The 15,873-nt window shown below is 70.1% G+C and carries 15 protein-coding genes; 12 read left to right on the top strand and 3 right to left on the bottom strand.

The window, feature by feature from the left end; genetic code table 11:
* Positions 1 to 312: 312 nt before the first annotated feature.
* From LRR16_RS10440 to LRR16_RS10425, 4 genes are all read left to right on the top strand, one after another.
* On the top strand, positions 313 to 1,623 hold the full coding sequence (locus tag LRR16_RS10440) for a dicarboxylate/amino acid:cation symporter (RefSeq protein ID WP_232205805.1): 1,311 nt from the start codon (positions 313 to 315) through the stop codon (positions 1,621 to 1,623).
* 235 nt (positions 1,624 to 1,858) lie between these two features.
* Complete coding sequence (locus LRR16_RS10435) at positions 1,859 to 3,721, top strand: ATP-binding protein (RefSeq protein WP_064575779.1); 1,863 nt, start codon at positions 1,859 to 1,861, stop codon at positions 3,719 to 3,721.
* The gene (locus tag LRR16_RS10430; protein ID WP_232205804.1) at positions 3,702 to 5,030 is read left to right on the top strand and encodes a sigma-54 dependent transcriptional regulator; all 1,329 of its coding nucleotides are present in this window, start codon (positions 3,702 to 3,704) and stop codon (positions 5,028 to 5,030) included. The genes LRR16_RS10435 and LRR16_RS10430 overlap by 20 nt, the downstream gene beginning before the upstream one ends.
* A gap of 196 nt (positions 5,031 to 5,226) precedes the next feature.
* Positions 5,227 to 5,598, top strand: coding sequence for a hypothetical protein (locus tag LRR16_RS10425; RefSeq protein WP_052511248.1), 372 nt, complete (start codon positions 5,227 to 5,229; stop codon positions 5,596 to 5,598).
* Positions 5,599 to 5,710: 112 nt separating this feature from the next.
* On the opposite strand, the gene LRR16_RS10420 is transcribed toward LRR16_RS10425, so the two are convergent.
* Positions 5,711 to 6,790, bottom strand: a complete 1,080-nt coding sequence (locus tag LRR16_RS10420; RefSeq protein WP_232205803.1) for an ornithine cyclodeaminase — start codon at positions 6,788 to 6,790, stop codon at positions 5,711 to 5,713.
* A 42-nt stretch (positions 6,791 to 6,832) separates the two neighbouring features.
* Positions 6,833 to 7,753, bottom strand: coding sequence for an arginine deiminase-related protein (locus LRR16_RS10415; RefSeq protein WP_232205802.1), 921 nt, complete (start codon positions 7,751 to 7,753; stop codon positions 6,833 to 6,835).
* 175 nt (positions 7,754 to 7,928) lie between these two features.
* Between LRR16_RS10415 and LRR16_RS10410 the strand changes: the two genes are divergently transcribed.
* The 5 genes from LRR16_RS10410 (at position 7,929) to LRR16_RS10390 (ending at position 12,561) form a co-directional block, all read left to right on the top strand.
* Complete coding sequence (locus LRR16_RS10410; RefSeq protein WP_064575770.1) at positions 7,929 to 8,351, top strand: Lrp/AsnC family transcriptional regulator; 423 nt, start codon at positions 7,929 to 7,931, stop codon at positions 8,349 to 8,351.
* A gap of 276 nt (positions 8,352 to 8,627) precedes the next feature.
* Positions 8,628 to 9,317 (top strand): paraquat-inducible protein A, encoded by a 690-nt coding sequence (locus tag LRR16_RS10405; protein ID WP_370646785.1) that lies wholly within the window; start codon positions 8,628 to 8,630, stop codon positions 9,315 to 9,317.
* Positions 9,314 to 10,117 carry a paraquat-inducible protein A gene (locus LRR16_RS10400; RefSeq protein ID WP_232205801.1) on the top strand — a complete coding sequence of 268 codons (804 nt, stop codon included), beginning with the start codon at positions 9,314 to 9,316 and terminating at the stop codon, positions 10,115 to 10,117. Before LRR16_RS10405 ends, LRR16_RS10400 begins: the two co-directional genes overlap by 4 nt.
* A 102-nt stretch (positions 10,118 to 10,219) precedes the next feature.
* The gene (locus LRR16_RS10395) at positions 10,220 to 11,869 is read left to right on the top strand and encodes an intermembrane transport protein PqiB (protein WP_006577949.1); all 1,650 of its coding nucleotides are present in this window, start codon (positions 10,220 to 10,222) and stop codon (positions 11,867 to 11,869) included.
* Positions 11,866 to 12,561 (top strand): membrane integrity-associated transporter subunit PqiC, encoded by a 696-nt coding sequence (locus LRR16_RS10390; protein WP_370646784.1) that lies wholly within the window; start codon positions 11,866 to 11,868, stop codon positions 12,559 to 12,561. Before LRR16_RS10395 ends, LRR16_RS10390 begins: the two co-directional genes overlap by 4 nt.
* A gap of 13 nt (positions 12,562 to 12,574) precedes the next feature.
* On the opposite strand, the gene LRR16_RS10385 is transcribed toward LRR16_RS10390, so the two are convergent.
* Entirely contained in the window at positions 12,575 to 13,099 is a 525-nt protein-coding gene (locus LRR16_RS10385) for a nucleoside 2-deoxyribosyltransferase (protein ID WP_023264047.1), read from the bottom strand.
* A 210-nt stretch (positions 13,100 to 13,309) separates the two neighbouring features.
* Here LRR16_RS10385 and LRR16_RS10380 point away from each other — a divergent pair, with 210 nt between their 5' ends.
* The 3 genes from LRR16_RS10380 to modA all read left to right on the top strand — a co-directional run bounded on the left by LRR16_RS10380 (position 13,310) and on the right by modA (position 15,872).
* Positions 13,310 to 14,251, top strand: coding sequence for a 2-hydroxyacid dehydrogenase (locus LRR16_RS10380; protein WP_023264046.1), 942 nt, complete (start codon positions 13,310 to 13,312; stop codon positions 14,249 to 14,251).
* 102 nt (positions 14,252 to 14,353) lie between these two features.
* Positions 14,354 to 14,854, top strand: a complete 501-nt coding sequence (locus LRR16_RS10375) for a helix-turn-helix transcriptional regulator (RefSeq protein WP_006579122.1) — start codon at positions 14,354 to 14,356, stop codon at positions 14,852 to 14,854.
* Positions 14,855 to 15,059: 205 nt separating this feature from the next.
* Positions 15,060 to 15,872 carry a molybdate ABC transporter substrate-binding protein gene (gene modA / locus LRR16_RS10370; RefSeq protein ID WP_232205800.1) on the top strand — a complete coding sequence of 271 codons (813 nt, stop codon included), beginning with the start codon at positions 15,060 to 15,062 and terminating at the stop codon, positions 15,870 to 15,872.
* Position 15,873 lies beyond the last annotated feature (1 nt).

The raw sequence follows: 15,873 nt of genomic DNA, 5'->3' as shown, positions 1-15,873 counted from the left end.
TCAAGCACTTGCACGGCACCTTCCGCCTTCGCAAGCTGGCACGCCTCGTGCGAACTAGGGCCCCCATCTATAGCGCCGCCGCCCCCGGCTGCGCCAGAACGATGGAGGAAACGACATGGCTGCCCCCACCCCGCCTGCCTGGCCCACACAGCGTTCCCGACCGCGTCCGCGCCCGCAGCCCTGAAGCGGGCGCGCGTCGCCGCGCGGGCGCCTCGGCGTCCGTCGACCTGTGCGGGGCGGTGCGCCGCCTTGCGCGTCTTTCGTTTCCCAAGCTGTCCGGCCCCGTGCCGGACGCCTCAGGTTTGAATCACGATGAAACTGAACCGACTGCCTACCCTGATCCTGTTCGCCATGCTGCTCGGCCTGCTGGCCGGCACCGCCGCGCACCACCTGGCGCCCGACGCCGCCGCGGCCAAATCGATCGCCGGCCATCTGTCGATCCTGACCGACGTGTTCCTGCGGATGATCAAGATGATCATCGGCCCGCTGGTGTTCGCCACGCTGGTCAGCGGCATCGCCAGCATGGGAGACGGCAAGGCGGTGGGCCGGATCGGCATGAAGGCGATGGGCTGGTTCGTGGTCGCCTCGGTGACCTCGCTGCTGCTCGGCCTGGTGATGGCCAACCTGCTGACGCCGGGCCATGGCATGAACCTGCCGCTGCCGCCCGCCGACGCCACCTCGAACCTGAAGACCGGCGCGCTGAACCTGCGCGACTTCGTCACCCACATGTTCCCGAAGAGCATCGCCGAGGCGATGGCGAGCAACGAGATCCTGCAGATCGTGGTGTTCTCGCTGTTCTTCGGCTTCGCGCTGGGCGCCGTCAAGGACGGTCCCGGCAAGCCGCTGCTGGCGGCGATCGAGGGCCTGGCCAAGGTGATGCTGAAGGTCACCAACTATGTGATGGCGTTCGCCCCGGTCGGCGTGTTCGGCGCCATCGCCGCGGTGATCACCGCCGAAGGCCTGGGCGTGCTGACGGTCTACGCCAAGCTGCTGGGCAGCCTGTATCTGGCGCTGGCGCTGCTGTGGGTCGCGCTGATCTTCGGCGGCTATCTGTTCCTCGGCCGCGACGTGTTCCGCCTGCTGAAGACGCTGCGCGCGCCGCTGATGATCGGCTTCGCCACCGCCAGCAGCGAGTCGGCCTATCCGAAGGTGATCGACCAGCTGACCCGCTTCGGCGTCAAGGAGCGCATCACCAATTTCGTGCTGCCGCTCGGCTACTCGTTCAACCTCGACGGCTCGATCATGTACACCTCGTTCGCGGCGCTGTTCGTCGCGCAGGTCTACGGCATCGAGCTGACGCTGACCCAGCAGATCACGATGCTGCTGGTGCTGCTGGTCACCAGCAAGGGCATCGCCGGCGTGCCGCGCGCCTCGCTGGTGGTGGTCGCCGCCGTGCTGCCGATGTTCGGCCTGCCGGAGGCCGGCATCCTGCTGGTGCTGGGCATCGACCATGTCCTCGATATGGGCCGTACCGTCACCAACGTGCTCGGTAACGCCATTGCCACGACCGTCGTCGCCAAAAGCGAAGGCGCGATCGGCGCGCCGGTGCCGGAAGAAGCGGACGACACCGCTGATGACGGCGCTACCGACCTGGCACCCGTCCAGGTCCTCGCGAGCAAGTAGCCTCCCTGCCTGCTCCACGGGGCGTGCCAGGGGCCCGACCGCCAATCCGGCGGCCGGGCCTTTTTCTTTGGCGATGGCATTCCCGAGCTGGCTCACCGGGTGTGATAAAAGGAAGCGCATGCAGACAACCGCAATGCCGAATCGCCAGTCCTCCGCCGTGTCGTCTTCGTCCCCTTCCGCCCCTTCCCGACCGGCCCGATCTCCGCACCCTCGCCCGCCCCGCCGCCAGCGCGGCATGGCGGCCGCCGCGCAGCTGCTTGCGCTGCTGGCGCTGGCAGGGCTGGTCGGCCTGGCCGGCTGGCTGGGCTACCGCTATACGTTCGACGCCGCGCTGGCCCGCCAGGCCGAGCGCGGCCAGGTGCAGCTGCGGCTGTACGGCCAGGCGCTGTCGAGCGAACTGGCGCGCTACGACTTCGTGCCGAGCCTGCTGTCGCTGGACGACGAAATCAGCGCGCTGCTGGCCCGCCCCGACGATCCGGCCCGCGTCGCCGCGGCCAATGCGCACCTGGCCGCGGTCAATGCGCGCGCCGGCACGCTGGCGGTGTTCGTGCTCGACCGCCAGGGACGCGTGCGCGCGACCAGCAACTGGCAGCGCCCCGACAGCTATCTGGACGAGGACCTGAGCTTCCGCCCCTACTTCCAGGCCGCGATCGACGGCCAGCTCGGCCGCTTCTACGGCGTCGGCACCACGCGCGACGAATCGGGCTACTACCTGTCGGCGCCATTGGGCAACGGCAACGGCCAGCGCCCCGGCGGCGTCGCCGTGGTCAAGGTCGGGCTCGAGCCGCTGGAGCAGCGCTGGCAGAGCGCCGACATGCAGATGCTGCTGTCCGACGAGAACGGCGTCGTGATCCTCGCTTCCGAGCCGTCGTGGAAACTGCGCGCTCGCCGCGAGCTGAGCGCCGCGCAACGCGAGCGGCTGAACCGCAGCCTGCAGTACAACCGCGCGCCGCTGGCGCCCCTGGAGTTCACCCGCGTGCGCGCGATGAACAACGGCGACGCGCTGGTGCGCATGCGCCGCGGCCCGTCGATGCTCGAACAGAACGCGATGCTGCCCGGCACCGAATGGCAGCTGACGCTGCTGACCGATACCTCGCAGGCGCGCATGGCCGCGCTGAACACCGCGGCGCTGTGCGGCGTGCTGACCGCCTTCGTGCTGCTGCTGGGCGCCGCCTGGAACGTGCGCCGGCGCATCGTCAGCGAGCGGCTGGCCGCGCGCGCCGCGCTCGAGGCCGCCAACAGCGAGCTCGAACGCAAGGTCGCCGAGCGGACCGCCGACCTGACCAGCGCCAACCATCTGCTGCAGACCGAGATCGCCGAACGGATCCGCACCGAGCGCGAGTTGCGCCAGGCGCAGGACGGCCTGCTGCAGGCCGGCAAGCTGGCCGCGGTCGGACAGATGTCGACCGGCATCGCGCACGAGCTGAACCAGCCGCTGGCCGCGCTGCGCACGCTGTCGGGCAATACGCAGAAATTCCTCGCGCGCGGCGACCTGGCCACGGCCCAGGACAACCTCGGCACCATCATCGGCCTGGTCGAGAAGATGGGCCGCATCACCGGCGCGCTGAAGTCGTTCGCCCGCAAGCCGGGCCGCAACGGCAAGGGCAGCGCGCTGCTGGCCGATGCGGTCGACAACGCGCTGTTCCTGCTGGAGACGCGCGTGCAGGCGGTGCGGCCCGAGATCGTTCGCGATGTCGACCGCACGCTCGCGGTCGCCTGCGATCCGAACCGGCTCGAACAGGTGCTGGTCAATCTGATCGGCAACGCGCTCGACGCGATGGCGGCCGGGCCGGCGCAACGGCCGCAGCCGCCGCGGCTCGAACTTCGCGCGGCGGTGGCTGAAGGCATGGTCCGATGCACCATTCGCGACAATGGTCCCGGCCTGTCCGAGGAAGCGTTCGCGCGGCTGTTCGAACCGTTCTTCACGACCAAGCCGGCCGGACAGGGCCTGGGCCTTGGCCTGACGCTGTCGGCCGGCATCCTCGACGAATACGGCGGCACGCTGGTCGCCAGCAATCATCCCGACGGCGGCGCCTGCTTCACGATGGTGCTGCCGATGGCCGGCAAGGAGACGCACGATGGCGCCCAAACTCAATGACCTGTCGGTGCTGATCGTCGAGGACGACCCCGACGTCCGGCTCGGCTGCGAACAGGCGCTGCGCCTCGAGGGCATCGCCACGCGCGCCGTCGGCACCGCCGAGGCCGCGCTGCAGGCGGTGGCCCCGCACTTCCCCGGCATCGTCGTCAGCGACATCCGCCTGCCCGGCATCGACGGCATGGCGCTGCTGACGCAGCTGAAGGCGCGCGATGCCGCGCTGCCGGTGATGATGATCACCGGCCATGGCGACGTCGGCCTGGCGGTGCAGGCGATGAAGCAAGGCGCCTACGACTTCCTGGAAAAGCCCTTTGCCCCCGAGCGGCTGGTCGAGGTCGCGCGCCGCGCGCTCGAACAGCGCCGGCTCGCGCTCGAGGTCGCCGAACTGCGCGACCGGCTGGCGGGCCGCGAACGGCTCGAGGCGCGGCTGATCGGCGTGTCGCCGGCGATGGAGCGGCTGCGCCGGCTGATCGCGGATCTCGCCGACACCAGCGCCAACGTGCTGATCCACGGCGAGACCGGCACCGGCAAGGAACTGGTGGCGCGCTGCCTGCACGACGCCAGCACCCGCCATGCGCGCAACTTCGTGCCGATCAATTGCGGCGGACTGCCCGAGCAGCTGTTCGAGAGCGAGATCTTCGGGCACGAGGCCGGCTCCTTCACCGGCGCGGCCAAGCGCCGCATCGGCAAGATCGAACACGCCGAGGGCGGCACGCTGTTCCTCGACGAGATCGAGAGCATGCCGATGTCGATGCAGATCAAGCTGCTGCGCGTGCTGCAGGAGCGCGTGGTCGAGCGGCTCGGCTCCAACACGCCGGTGCCGGTCGACGCGCGCGTGGTGGCGGCGACCAAGGCCGACCTGAAGGCGCTGTCGGACGCCGGCCAGTTCCGCGCCGACCTCTACTACCGGCTCAACGTGATCACGCTGGAGCTGCCGCCGCTGCGCGAGCGGCGCGAGGACGTGCCGCTGCTGTTCGACCACTTCGTCGCGCAGGCGGCGCTGCGCTTCGAGCGCGACGCGCGGCCGGCCTCCCCCGCCGAGCTGGCGCGGCTGGTCGCCTATCCGTGGCCGGGCAATGTGCGCGAGCTGCGCAACCTGGCCGAGCGGCATGTGCTGGGACTGGGCTGCAATCCCGAACAGGGCACGGATGAGCCGGCGCTGTTGCCGCTGGCGCAGGCGGTGGAGCAGTTCGAGCGGGCGCTGATCGCCGATGCGCTGCGCCGGCATGAAGGGAACCTGAGCCGGGCCAGCGAGGCGCTGGGCGTGGCCAAGACGACGCTGTTCGACAAGGTCAGGAAGTACGGGCTGTAGGCGAAGGCAGCGGGGCCGTGCCGGCGCCCTGCCGGGCCGGTGCCGGCCCCGCTGCCTCTGTCCGCTAGCGAACAGAGCAGCGCCCGCCGCAACGGGGATACTCAGGGCAAAGCGCCGCGGCCACGATTCGCGGCACGATGCCCGGAGCGGCCGCACGGCGGCCGGCCCGGCCCGTTCCCTGCCAGGAAGCCCCGCGATGAAGCCCGATCCCAGATCCTGCGCCGGCATGTCGAGCCACCGGTCGCCGTTCGAGAGGACCGTGCTGACGCGCGGCAAGGCGACCCTGATCACCTATATGGGCGCCGGCGATTCGCACCCGACGCTGGTGCTGTGCCAGGTCGAGCGCCTGCGCGAGAGCGATCTGGAGCCGCTGGAAAAGCTGCAGTCGTTCTGCACCGCGCGCCATGTGCTGTTCGCCGTCGTGGCGCCCGACGAGGCCGCGCGCGGCATGGCCGAGACCTTGCAGCGCTGGGGCATCATGGTGTTCCTGAAGGCACCGACCGACGACGAAGTCGAGGCCTTCGTGCGGGTGCAGCGATTGATGCGCCATCCGGCGGTGTGGGTGTAGCCCCCCGGTTTCTATTGGGTCGTTCCCGCGCAGGCGGGAACCCAGTGTCTCTGAACGCCGCTGGATCCCCGCGTACGCGGGGACGACAGGTTTGCGTCTACGAACGATGGCGTCACGCCGCTACCCGGCGCGCGCCGCGCTGCATTTCGTCCTGCCGCATCAACCAGCCATACAGATCGCGGGTATCGTCCGGCGTGGCGACCAGCTCCACGAAGCGCCCCGCATGGCGTGCACAGGCGGCGGCATGCAGCCAGCGCAGCGTCGAATAGTCTTCCAGCGCGAAGCCGACCGAATCGAACAGCGTGACATCCTCGACCGTGGTGCGGCCGGGGACCTCGCCGCTCAAGATCCGCCACAGTTCGATGACCGGGAAATCGGCCGGCATCTGCTGGATCTCGCCTTCGAGCCGCGACTGCGGCTCGTACTCGACCGCAACGCGGGCGCGCCGCAGCAGGGCCGGGGCCAGCTCGGTCTTGCCGGGGCAGTCGCCGCCGACCGCGTTGATATGGACGCCGGGCGCGATCTGCTCGTCGCGCAGGATCGTCGCGCGGGTCTTGTCGGCGGTCACGGTCGAGACGATATGCGCGCCGGCCAGTGCCTCGTCGACCGACGCCACCGGCAGGATGTGCAGCGCGCCGCTATCGGTCAGGCCGGCCAGGTTGCGCCGCAGCTTGGCGGTCGCCGCCGGGTCGACATCGTAGGCGCGGATCTCGCGCACGCCCAGCATCGCGTGGAAGGCCAGCACCTGGAATTCGGCCTGCGCGCCATTGCCGATCAGCGCCATCGTCGTGGTGCCGTGCGGGGCCATGGCCCTGGCCGCCACCGCCGAGGTCGCCGCGGTGCGCAGCGCGGTGGCGAGCGTCATGTCGGCCAGCAGCACCGGAAAACCGGTCGACACCTCGGCCAGCGCGCCGAACGCCATCACGGTCGGCATCGCGTGCGCGGCGTTGCGCGGATGGCCGTTGACGTATTTGAACGCGTACTGCTCGCCATCAGTGACCGGCATCAGCTCGATCACGCCGACCGGCGAATGGCTGGCCAGCCGGGCGGACTTCTCGAAGCGCTGCCAGCGCAGGAAGTCCTGCCGCACGTGTTCGGCCAGCTGCCGCAGTGCGGTCGGCACGCCGATGCTGCGCACCAGGGCCGCGACTGCCGTCGCGTCCAGGAAGCGGGTCATCGCGGTTTCCTTCATCGTCGTCTCCTCGTCGGTATGCTCTGAAGCGGTGTGCGTGCGTCAGGCCGCGGCGACCGTGGCCTGCCCGCCCGCTGCTTCGTCGCCGGCTACGCCGCTCCCTTGCTGCAGTCCACTGCTGCGATCGAGCCGCAGCGTCATGCAATAGGCGCCACCGCCCGACAGCATGAACGGCGCGAGATCGATCTCCTGCACGCGATAGCCGCGCTTGCCCAGCGCATCGCGCAGCCGCGGCGTGGTGCGCGCCATCACGATGCGGTCGTGCAGATTGACCGCATTGACGCTGAAGTGCCGCAGGTCGTCGGCGCTCGCCTCGATGCGCTGGCTGGCGGGCAGGCGCGCGTGCAGCTCGCGCAGCGAGGCCTCGGTGAAGGCCGGCGGGTAGTACAGGATCTCGCCGCCGGCCAGCGGGCAGAAGCAGACGTCCAGGTGGTAGCTCTGCGCGGTGGCCAGTTCCAGCGCGACGACCTCGCGGCCGAAGTACGCGCTCACCGCGTCGGCCGCGCAGCGCGCCGAACGCGGGCCGAAGCCGGCCCAGAAGTGGCCGCGCACCGCGTCCCAGATGCAATCGCCCGCACCCTCCTGGTAGCAGCCGTCGGCCAGCGCCGCGACCTCGTCGAGCAGGCCGCGCTCGCGCAGCCCGGCAAAGATCCGCGCGAACGGCGCCTCCTCGCCCTGCCGCTGCGGATAGCGGAAGCGCGCCAGCAGCGCGCGGCCGTCGAGCACCACCGCGGCATTGGCGGGGAACACCATGTCGGGCAGGCCGGGCTCGCCGGCCACGACCTCGACCGCGAAGCCGGCCGCCTGCAGCGCGTCGCCGAGCTCGGCGAAGGCCCGCAGCGCGCCGCGATGCATGCCATGCGGATCGGCGGCCCAGCGCAGCGGGTCCATCCACGGATTGATGCTGTACGACACGTCGTAGTGGGTCGGCTCGACGAGCAGGATGGTGGGTTCGGTGATCACGCCGGCGCTCCTTCCATTTCGGGTTGTTGTCAGTTGTTGTCGGAATGGATTGTGGTGCACATGGACGCCAGCGGATAGCGCACAAAATGCGCAAAAAGCGCGGTGACCATGACAGAATGCCGGCACGGGCTAGCGTTATGCCAACCCTCTTTTTCCGCACCAACAGCGAGCCGCCATGGACGACATCGACCGCCAGTTGCTGGCGCTGCTGCGCGACAATGCGCGCACCCCGACCACCGCGCTGGCCAAGGCGCTGCGGCTGTCGCGCGCGACCGTGCAGAACCGGATCGACAAGCTGCAGGAGGCCGGCGTGATCGTCGGCTATACCGTGCGGCTCAAGCCCGAGGCGGAGCCGCATCGCATCCGCGCGCTGACGACGATTGCGGTGGAAGGCAACCGCATCGGCAAGGTGCTGCAGGCGCTGCGGGGCGAGCCGAACGTGCAGACGGTGCATACGACCAACGGGCGCTGGGACATCATCGCGGAGCTGCGCGCCGACACGCTGGAGGCGTTCGACCGGACGCTGGACCGGATCCGGCTGATCGAGGGGATCGCGGCGACGGAGACCAGCATCCTGTTGTCGACTTACAAGCTGTGAGGGCGACCGGAAGCTGTCGGGATGGGGAATGCCGCCTGCCCTCTCCCCCGCCCCTCTCCCGCAAGCGGGAGAGGGGAGCAAACCACAGGCGGTGGAGATGCTCGAGGGTGCTCTCCCTCTCCCGCTCGCGGGAGAGGGCCGGGGAGAGGGCAACGACGGTCGCTCAACCCGCGCCGCCCACCACTGGACAAGCAGTGATTCAAAAGCCCCACCACCAAATTCCGATATATTGACGTGTTTCCCGCCCACGAGGCGGGCAGTTGGAGATCTGTTCGAATGACGTCCGGCAATCCGGTTGAGAAGTCGATGGAGCGGGTCCCGCCGGGCCCTGCCGTCCCCGACCGCGCGGAGCTGGACCGGCTGGTGGCCTGCGAATATTGCGATGCGGTCTACCGCCGCATGGTGCTCGGCCCCGGCGAGCGCGCGCAGTGCCTGCGCTGCGGCGGCGAGCTGTACCACGAGAGCCGGCGCGCCTATCGGCGGCTGCTGCCGCTGGTGCTGACCGCGCTGATCCTGTTCGTCGTATCCAACGCCTATCCGATCGTCGAGATGGACCTGCAGGGCGTGCGCACCCAGACCACGCTGTGGGGCGCGGTGCAGGCGCTGCATGCCGACAACATGACGCTGGTGGCACTGCTGGTGTTCGCCACCACCATCGTGTTCCCGCTGACCGAGATGCTGATGATGGCCTATCTGCTGGTCCCGCTGATGCGCGGCACCGTCCCCCCGGGCTTCGAACGGATCATGCGCGGCATCCGCCAGACCCGCCCTTGGGGCATGCTCGAGGTCTTCATGATGGGCGTGCTGGTCACGCTGGTGAAGCTGTCGACGATGGCCCAGGTGCTGCCCGGCGTCGCGCTGTGGTCGTTCGGCGCGCTGGTGATCGTGCTGGCGACGATGCTGACCTACGATCCGCGCGACCTGTGGCGCCACGCCGAGCGGCGCCAGGAGGCCGGCCAGCGATGAACCCAGCCGATCCCAAACCCTCGGCGCGCCAGCGCGCGCTGCGCCGCTCGCGCGAGGTGGTCGCCGGCGTGGTGCACGAGCTGGCCGACGACGACGAGCGCACGCCGCTGCCGGAGGTGCCCACCGCGACGTCGATGGGCCTGCTGTCCTGCCATGCCTGCGACGCGCTCAGCCCGCTCGACCAGGAAGGCCAGCCGTGCCGCCGCTGCGGCGCGACGCTGCACCATCGCAAGCCGGCCAGCCTGTCGCGGACTTGGGCCTTTCTGCTGGCGGCCTACATTCTGTACATTCCGGCCAACGTGCTGCCGATCATGGTCACCCGCTCGATCCTCGGCACGCAGGAGGACACGATCCTGTCGGGGATCATCTATCTGTGGGTGTCGGGCTCGCGCATGCTCGCCATCGTGGTGCTGATCGCCAGCATCGTGGTGCCGCTGCTGAAGATGATGATCCTGACCTTCCTGCTGCTGTCGGTGCATCTGCGCTCGACCTGGCGGCTGCGGCAGCAGACGAAGCTGTACGGTCTTGTCGAGCTGATCGGCCGCTGGTCGATGCTCGATATCTTCGTGGTGGCGCTGCTGGCCGCGCTTGTGCGCGCGGGCGCGCTGGCGCAGGTCGACCCGGGCACCGGCGCGGCGGCGTTCGGCATGGTGGTGGTGCTGACCATGCTGGCCTCGCTGTCGTTCGACCCGCGGCTGCTGTGGGATGCGCACGACCACGTGGACGGTCACGCGAACAACCACGGGGAAGGAGAGGCGCCCGGCGGTGCGGCCCCCGCTGCGGCACGGGCGAACCACTAAGCCGCCGAGACGGCTACCGAATACCGGCACCGATCCGAACACCGAACCGATCACCGAACCGATCACCCATACCGAACACCGACGTACGCTGGACTTTTTTCGATGCCCGATCCGGACAACCTTTCCTCCTCCCCTCCTCCGCCGCAGCCGCCGCAGCCCCGGGAGCCGGCGCGCCGGCGCCGCGCGCGCTGGCTGCCGTCGGTGGTCTGGCTGATCCCCATCGTCGCCGCCGTGGTCGGGCTGTCGCTGCTGTTCCATACGCTGTCGCAGCGCGGCCCAGAGATCCAGGTGACCTTCCGCACCGCCGAGGGGCTGGCGCCGGGCAAGACGCCGGTGCGCTACAAGGACGTCGATATCGGCCTGGTCAAGCAGGTACGGCTGGCGCCGGACCGCTCGCATGTGGTCGCGACCATCGACCTGTCCAAGGACGCGGAGAACTTCGCCGTCAAGGACACGCGCTTCTGGGTGGTGCGCCCGCGGCTGGCCGTCAGCGGCGTGTCGGGACTGGAGACGCTGCTGTCGGGCTCCTATGTCGGCGTCGATGCCGGCAAGTCCGAGGAAACCCAGCGCGAGTTCGTCGGCCTGGAAACCCCGCCGGTCGTCACGACGGACTCCTCAGGCAAGCAGTTCGTGCTGCGCGCCGCCGACCTCGGCTCGCTCGACATCGGTTCGCCGGTCTACTACCGGCGCGTGCAGGTCGGCCAGGTGGTCGCCTATCAGCTCGAACCGGCCGGTCGCGACATCACGCTGCGGGTCTTCATCAACAAGCCCTACGACGAACTGGTCACCGCGGACACGCGCTTCTGGCATGCCAGCGGCGTCGACCTGAAGCTCGATGCAGGCGGCTTCAAGCTCAATACGCAGTCGCTGGTGACGATGCTGCTCGGCGGGGTCGCCTTCCAGGCGCCGCCCAATTCGTACGTGACCGAGGCCGCCAAGGAGAACACGCAGTTCCTGCTGGCCGGCGACCAGGCCGACGCGATGAAGGAGCCGGAGGAGCTCGCGCCGACGCTGGCGGTGTTGAACTTCGAGCAATCGGTGCGCGGCCTCGCCCCGGGCGCGCCGGTGGACTTCCGCGGCGTGGTGGTCGGCCAGGTACGGTCGATCGGCATCGACTACGTGCGCGAAACCCGGTCGTTCCGGCTGCCGGTCGTGGTCGAGCTCTATCCGTCGCGGATGGGCTTCCGCGAGCGCGACCTGGCCGACCGCGAACGCGCACGCCAGCTGATGCTGGGGCTGATCGAGCGCGGCCTGCGCGCGCAGCTGCGCACCGGCAACCTGCTGACCGGTCAGCTGTACGTGGCGCTCGACTTCTTCCCCAACGCCAAGCCGGTCAAGGCGCCGCCCGATACGGCGATCGCCGAGCTGCCGACCATGCCGGGCGCGCTGGACGAACTGCAGGCCAAGCTGGGCAGCATCGTCGGCAAGATCGAGAAGGTGCCGTTCGACCAGATCGGCCAGGATCTGCGCAAGACCGTCGCGCAGCTGAACACCACGCTGGCCAGCGCCGACAAGCTGGTCGCGCAGCTGCAGGGCGACGTCGCGCCGGAAGTGCTGGCGGCGCTGCAGGATGCGCGCCGCACGATCCAGTCGGCCAACGGCACGCTGTCGTCCGACGCGCCGCTGCAGCAGGACACGCGCCGCATGCTGCAGGAGCTGACGCGCACCGCGGTCTCGCTGCGCACGCTGACCGACTATCTCGAACGCCATCCCGAAGCGCTGCTGCGCGGCAAGACGGAGACTCAACGATGAAGGGCCCGCTAATCCTGTCCCGCCAGCTGCGCGCCGCGATGTTCGCCACGGCCTGCGCCGGCACGCTGCTGCTGGGCGGCTGCGCGTCGTCGTCGGAGCCGCGCTATTACACGCTGGCGCATGGCGCCGAGGCGGGCGCCGCACTGCCCGCCACCGCGGTGCCAGGCGCTGCCGCCTTGCCCGCAGCGGCCACCTCCACCAGCCAGCCGCTGTGGATCGAGGTCGCGCCGGCGCGCGTGCCCGAGCGGCTGAACCGCCAGCAGATCGTCATCGGCGGCGCGGACGGCCGGGTGACGCCGCTGGACATGGCGCGCTGGTCGGCGCCGCTGCCCGACGAGTGGCGCGATGCGCTGTCGCAGCGCCTGCAGATCGTGCTGGGCGCCGTCGACGTCTATCAGCAGGGATTGAGCGGCGTGCAGCCGCTGTACCGGATCACCACCGAGGTGGTGCGCCTCGATGCGCAGCCGGGCGCGCGCGTCGGCGCGACAGTCAACTGGACCGTGCGCCGCCTGCCCGATGGCCGCACGCTGGCCGGCCGCACGCAGGCGGAACTGCCCGCCACCGGCAGCGGCGACGACGTCGCCGGCGTGGTCGCGGCGATGCGGCAGGTGGTGGCCGATACCGCCACGCAGATCGCGGCCGGCGTGGCGTCGCTGCAGGCCGAGCCGGCGACGGCCAGCCGCCGGCCTTGAGACGTCCGCGCCTTCAGTCCTGGGCGCCGGCGCCCGCCGCCGCCATCGCCATCGCCATCGCCTCCAGGCACTGCGCGGGCCCGCCCTGCACCAACTGCACCGAGCAGGCCAGCATCAGGTTCTTGCCGAGCCCGAAGTCCTCGACATGAAAGCCGCGCGCGTCGAGCGGCCTGCCTTCCGCGTCATGGCCCGCCGTGGCCCGCTCGACGATGGTGCCGCGATCGCCGGTATAGGCCCACACCGGCTTGCCCAGCGCGACCGCGAAGCCCACCTCGAAGGCCGTGCCGGAATCCGGCTCTCCCGGCCCGCGAAAGTCGTCCAGATTGGCCATCACCAGGTCGGCGCGGCGGATCAGCGCGGCATTGGCCTGGTAGATCCAGCGCGCCGCGGCCTCCCCGGCCAGGCCGGCCGGCAGCTGGTGGTCCAGCGGAAACAGGCCGGTAAAGCCGTGCTGCGCGCACAGTGCCTTCAGCGCCTGGCCATGGGCCATCGCATCGGGACGAAACACGTCGGGGCCGGCGAGGTAGACGGTGGGCATGGTGTTCGGATTCCAGATTGGCGAGGTGAAAAAACATCGTCGTTCCCGCGAACGCGGGGACCCAGTGGCGCTTGAAGACGCTGGGTTCCCGCCTTCGCGGGAACGACATCGTGGCCGTGCCCAGCGACCGCCGGCACGGACAAGACGCCGTCCGGCAGGATACACTCTGCTGTCTTTTCCCCGCCTTGCCCTCAACAAGAAGCTGACATCATGCCCGCCATCGACCTGATCCAGATCGGCCCGCTCGCGCCGCACCTGAACGCCACGCTGCAGCAACAACACGGCGCGGCCGCGCTGTGGGAGCAGGACGACTGGCCCGCCTGGCTGCGCGAGCACGGCGCACAGGCACGCGTGGTCGTGACCTCGGCCCGGCACGGCTGCAGCGCCGCGGTCATCGACGCCCTGCCGCAACTGGCAGCGATCGTCAGCTTCGGCGTCGGCTACGACAGCATCGCGCTCGATGCGGCCCGCGCGCGCGGCATCCAGGTCAGCAACACGCCCGACGTGCTCAACGACTGCGTCGCCGACCTCGCCTTCGGCCTGATGATCGATGCCGCCCGCGGCATCTCGCACGGCGACCGCTTCGTGCGCGCCGGCCGCTGGCATCAGGGGCCGTTTCCGCTGACCAGCCGCGTGTCGGGCAAGCGCCTGGGCATCCTTGGCCTGGGCCGCATCGGCGAGAAGGTCGCGCGGCGCGCGCAGGGCTTCGACATGGAAGTCGCCTACAACAACCGGCGTCCGCGCGAGGGCGCGCCGTGGCGCCATGAGCCCGACCTGCTGGCACTGGCCGCGTGGGCGGACTTCCTGGTCGTGACCTGCGTCGGCGGCCCGGAAACCGAAGGGCTGGTGTCGCGCCAGGTCATCGAGGCGCTCGGGCCGAAGGGCGTGCTGGTCAATGTCGCGCGCGGCAGCGTGATCGACGAGGACGCGATGGTCGAAGCGCTGCGCGATGGCCGCCTCGGCGCCGCCGGGCTCGACGTGTTCCGCGACGAGCCACGCGTGCCGCCCGTGCTGACCGAACTGGACAACGTCGTGCTGGCCCCGCATATGGCCAGCGGCACGGTCGAGACGCGCGGCGCGATGCAGGCGCTGATGCTCGACAATCTGCGCGCCTTCCTCGATACCGGCAAGGTGCTGACGCCCATCGTGTAAGTCTCCCCGGCGAGCCTGCCCCATCCCATGCCGCGGCGCGGCGTTCCTCGCGAACGTCGCGCCGCGCGATTTCCGTTACCACGCCCTGCCCTCGTGACAGCCATGCCACGGCATTTTCTCTACCTGTTCGTCTTCATCGCGCTGTACGCCTGCTTCGACCTGGTGTTCGACTACAACGAGGCCGAAGGGCTGCAGCACGTCATCATCGATGCCATCGGCACCTCGATCACGCTGGCCGGCGTGTTCGTGCTGGCGCGCGAGCGGCTGCGCACCGATCAGGAGATCCGCCAGTTGCGCGCCTCGCTGGGCGAGGCCGAGCGGACGCTCGCGCAACGCGACGCGGCCGCGCATCAGGCAGGCCTGCAGATGCGGCATGCGATCAGCAGCCAGTTCGACCGCTGGAACCTGACCACCAGCGAGCGCGAGGTCGCCTACCTGTTGATCAAGGGGCTGTCGCTGGAAGAGATCGCCGGCGTGCGCGACAGCAAGCCGAAGACTGTGCGCCAGCACGCGACCAACATCTACGCCAAGGCCGGCCTGCGCGGCCGGCACGAACTGGCGGCCTACTTTCTCGAAGACCTGCTGGTGCCCGAAGTGCCCTGAGCGGGTATCGCCGATATTGCCGTTCGCGGAGATTGCCGGTATCGGCTGCACTGCGTCCGGGTGCATTGACGCGTCGTTATATACCGCCGTATATTGCGCTCGATGTGACTCGGGTGTCCCCCAGCGGCGCCCCTTCGCTGCGGCACGGCGCCTCTGATGGCCCCGCCCGTTCCCCGACCCAATCCGTCAACCCGGACAAGCTGCCATGCGTGCTAGCCGTTCTCCCGCCCTCGCCACCGCGCCGGTCCGCACGCGCTCGCGCCTGTCCGGCGCTATCGCCGCGGCGGCGCTTGCCACGCTGGCGTTGCTGCCAGCCGGGCCGGCGGCGGCCGCCGAACTGGTGGTCTCGGCCGCGGCCAGCCTGACCAATGCCTTCCGCGCGGTCGCGATCGCCTATGAGCAGGCGCATCCGGGTACGAAGCTGGTCCTCAACTTCGGCGCGTCCGACGTGCTGATGCAGCAGATCGTCCAGGGCGCGCCGGCCGACGTGTTCGCCTCGGCCGACCAGCAGGCGATGGACAAGGCGCAGGCCGAACACATGATCGTGCCGGGCTCGCGCCGCGATTTCGCCGCCAATGCGCTGGTGATGATCGAGCCGGCCGACAGCGCGCTGAAGCTCGGCGCGCCGCGCGACCTGTTGCGCGACGACGTGCGGCGCGTCGCCTACGGCAATCCGGCCTCGGTGCCCGTCGGCCGCTACACCCGCGACGCGCTGGAGGATGCGCGGCTGTGGCAGGCCGTCTCCGCCAAGGGCGTGCCGGCGCAGAACGTCCGGCAGGCGCTCGACTATGTCGCGCGCGGCGAAGTCGATGCGGGCTTCGTCTTCGCCACCGACGCGGCTGCGATGCCGTCGAGGGTCCGCATCGTCGCGCAGGTACCGACGCGCACCGCGGTCACCTATCCGATCGCCGTGACCGCCCGCTCCCGCCAGAAGGACGAGGCGGCCCGCTTCGTCGACTTCGTGCTGTCCGCCGAAGGCCAGGCGCTGCTGGCGCGCCACGGCTTCCGGACGCGCTGAA

This window comes from Cupriavidus sp. UGS-1, assembly GCF_021213615.1.
Classification (GTDB): Bacteria; Pseudomonadota; Gammaproteobacteria; order Burkholderiales; family Burkholderiaceae; genus Cupriavidus.
This window is presented reverse-complemented; position numbering and strand designations above follow the sequence as displayed.

What these genes read in the sequence shown, in the direction of transcription:
- LRR16_RS10405 (WP_370646785.1), top strand. Translation starts at nt 8,628, where the DNA reads ATGACGTCCGGCAATCCGGTTGAGAAGTCGATGGAGCGGGTCCCGCCG.
- LRR16_RS10395 (WP_006577949.1), top strand. Translation starts at nt 10,220, where the DNA reads ATGCCCGATCCGGACAACCTTTCCTCCTCCCCTCCTCCGCCGCAGCCG.
- LRR16_RS10430 (WP_232205804.1), top strand. Translation starts at nt 3,702, where the DNA reads ATGGCGCCCAAACTCAATGACCTGTCGGTGCTGATCGTCGAGGACGAC.
- LRR16_RS10380 (WP_023264046.1), top strand. Translation starts at nt 13,310, where the DNA reads ATGCCCGCCATCGACCTGATCCAGATCGGCCCGCTCGCGCCGCACCTG.
- LRR16_RS10385 (WP_023264047.1), bottom strand. Translation starts at nt 13,099, where the DNA reads ATGCCCACCGTCTACCTCGCCGGCCCCGACGTGTTTCGTCCCGATGCG.
- LRR16_RS10425 (WP_052511248.1), top strand. Translation starts at nt 5,227, where the DNA reads ATGAAGCCCGATCCCAGATCCTGCGCCGGCATGTCGAGCCACCGGTCG.
- LRR16_RS10390 (WP_370646784.1), top strand. Translation starts at nt 11,866, where the DNA reads ATGAAGGGCCCGCTAATCCTGTCCCGCCAGCTGCGCGCCGCGATGTTC.
- LRR16_RS10435 (WP_064575779.1), top strand. Translation starts at nt 1,859, where the DNA reads ATGGCGGCCGCCGCGCAGCTGCTTGCGCTGCTGGCGCTGGCAGGGCTG.
- LRR16_RS10400 (WP_232205801.1), top strand. Translation starts at nt 9,314, where the DNA reads ATGAACCCAGCCGATCCCAAACCCTCGGCGCGCCAGCGCGCGCTGCGC.
- LRR16_RS10410 (WP_064575770.1), top strand. Translation starts at nt 7,929, where the DNA reads ATGGACGACATCGACCGCCAGTTGCTGGCGCTGCTGCGCGACAATGCG.
- modA (WP_232205800.1), top strand. Translation starts at nt 15,060, where the DNA reads ATGCGTGCTAGCCGTTCTCCCGCCCTCGCCACCGCGCCGGTCCGCACG.
- LRR16_RS10440 (WP_232205805.1), top strand. Translation starts at nt 313, where the DNA reads ATGAAACTGAACCGACTGCCTACCCTGATCCTGTTCGCCATGCTGCTC.
- LRR16_RS10420 (WP_232205803.1), bottom strand. Translation starts at nt 6,790, where the DNA reads ATGAAGGAAACCGCGATGACCCGCTTCCTGGACGCGACGGCAGTCGCG.
- LRR16_RS10375 (WP_006579122.1), top strand. Translation starts at nt 14,354, where the DNA reads ATGCCACGGCATTTTCTCTACCTGTTCGTCTTCATCGCGCTGTACGCC.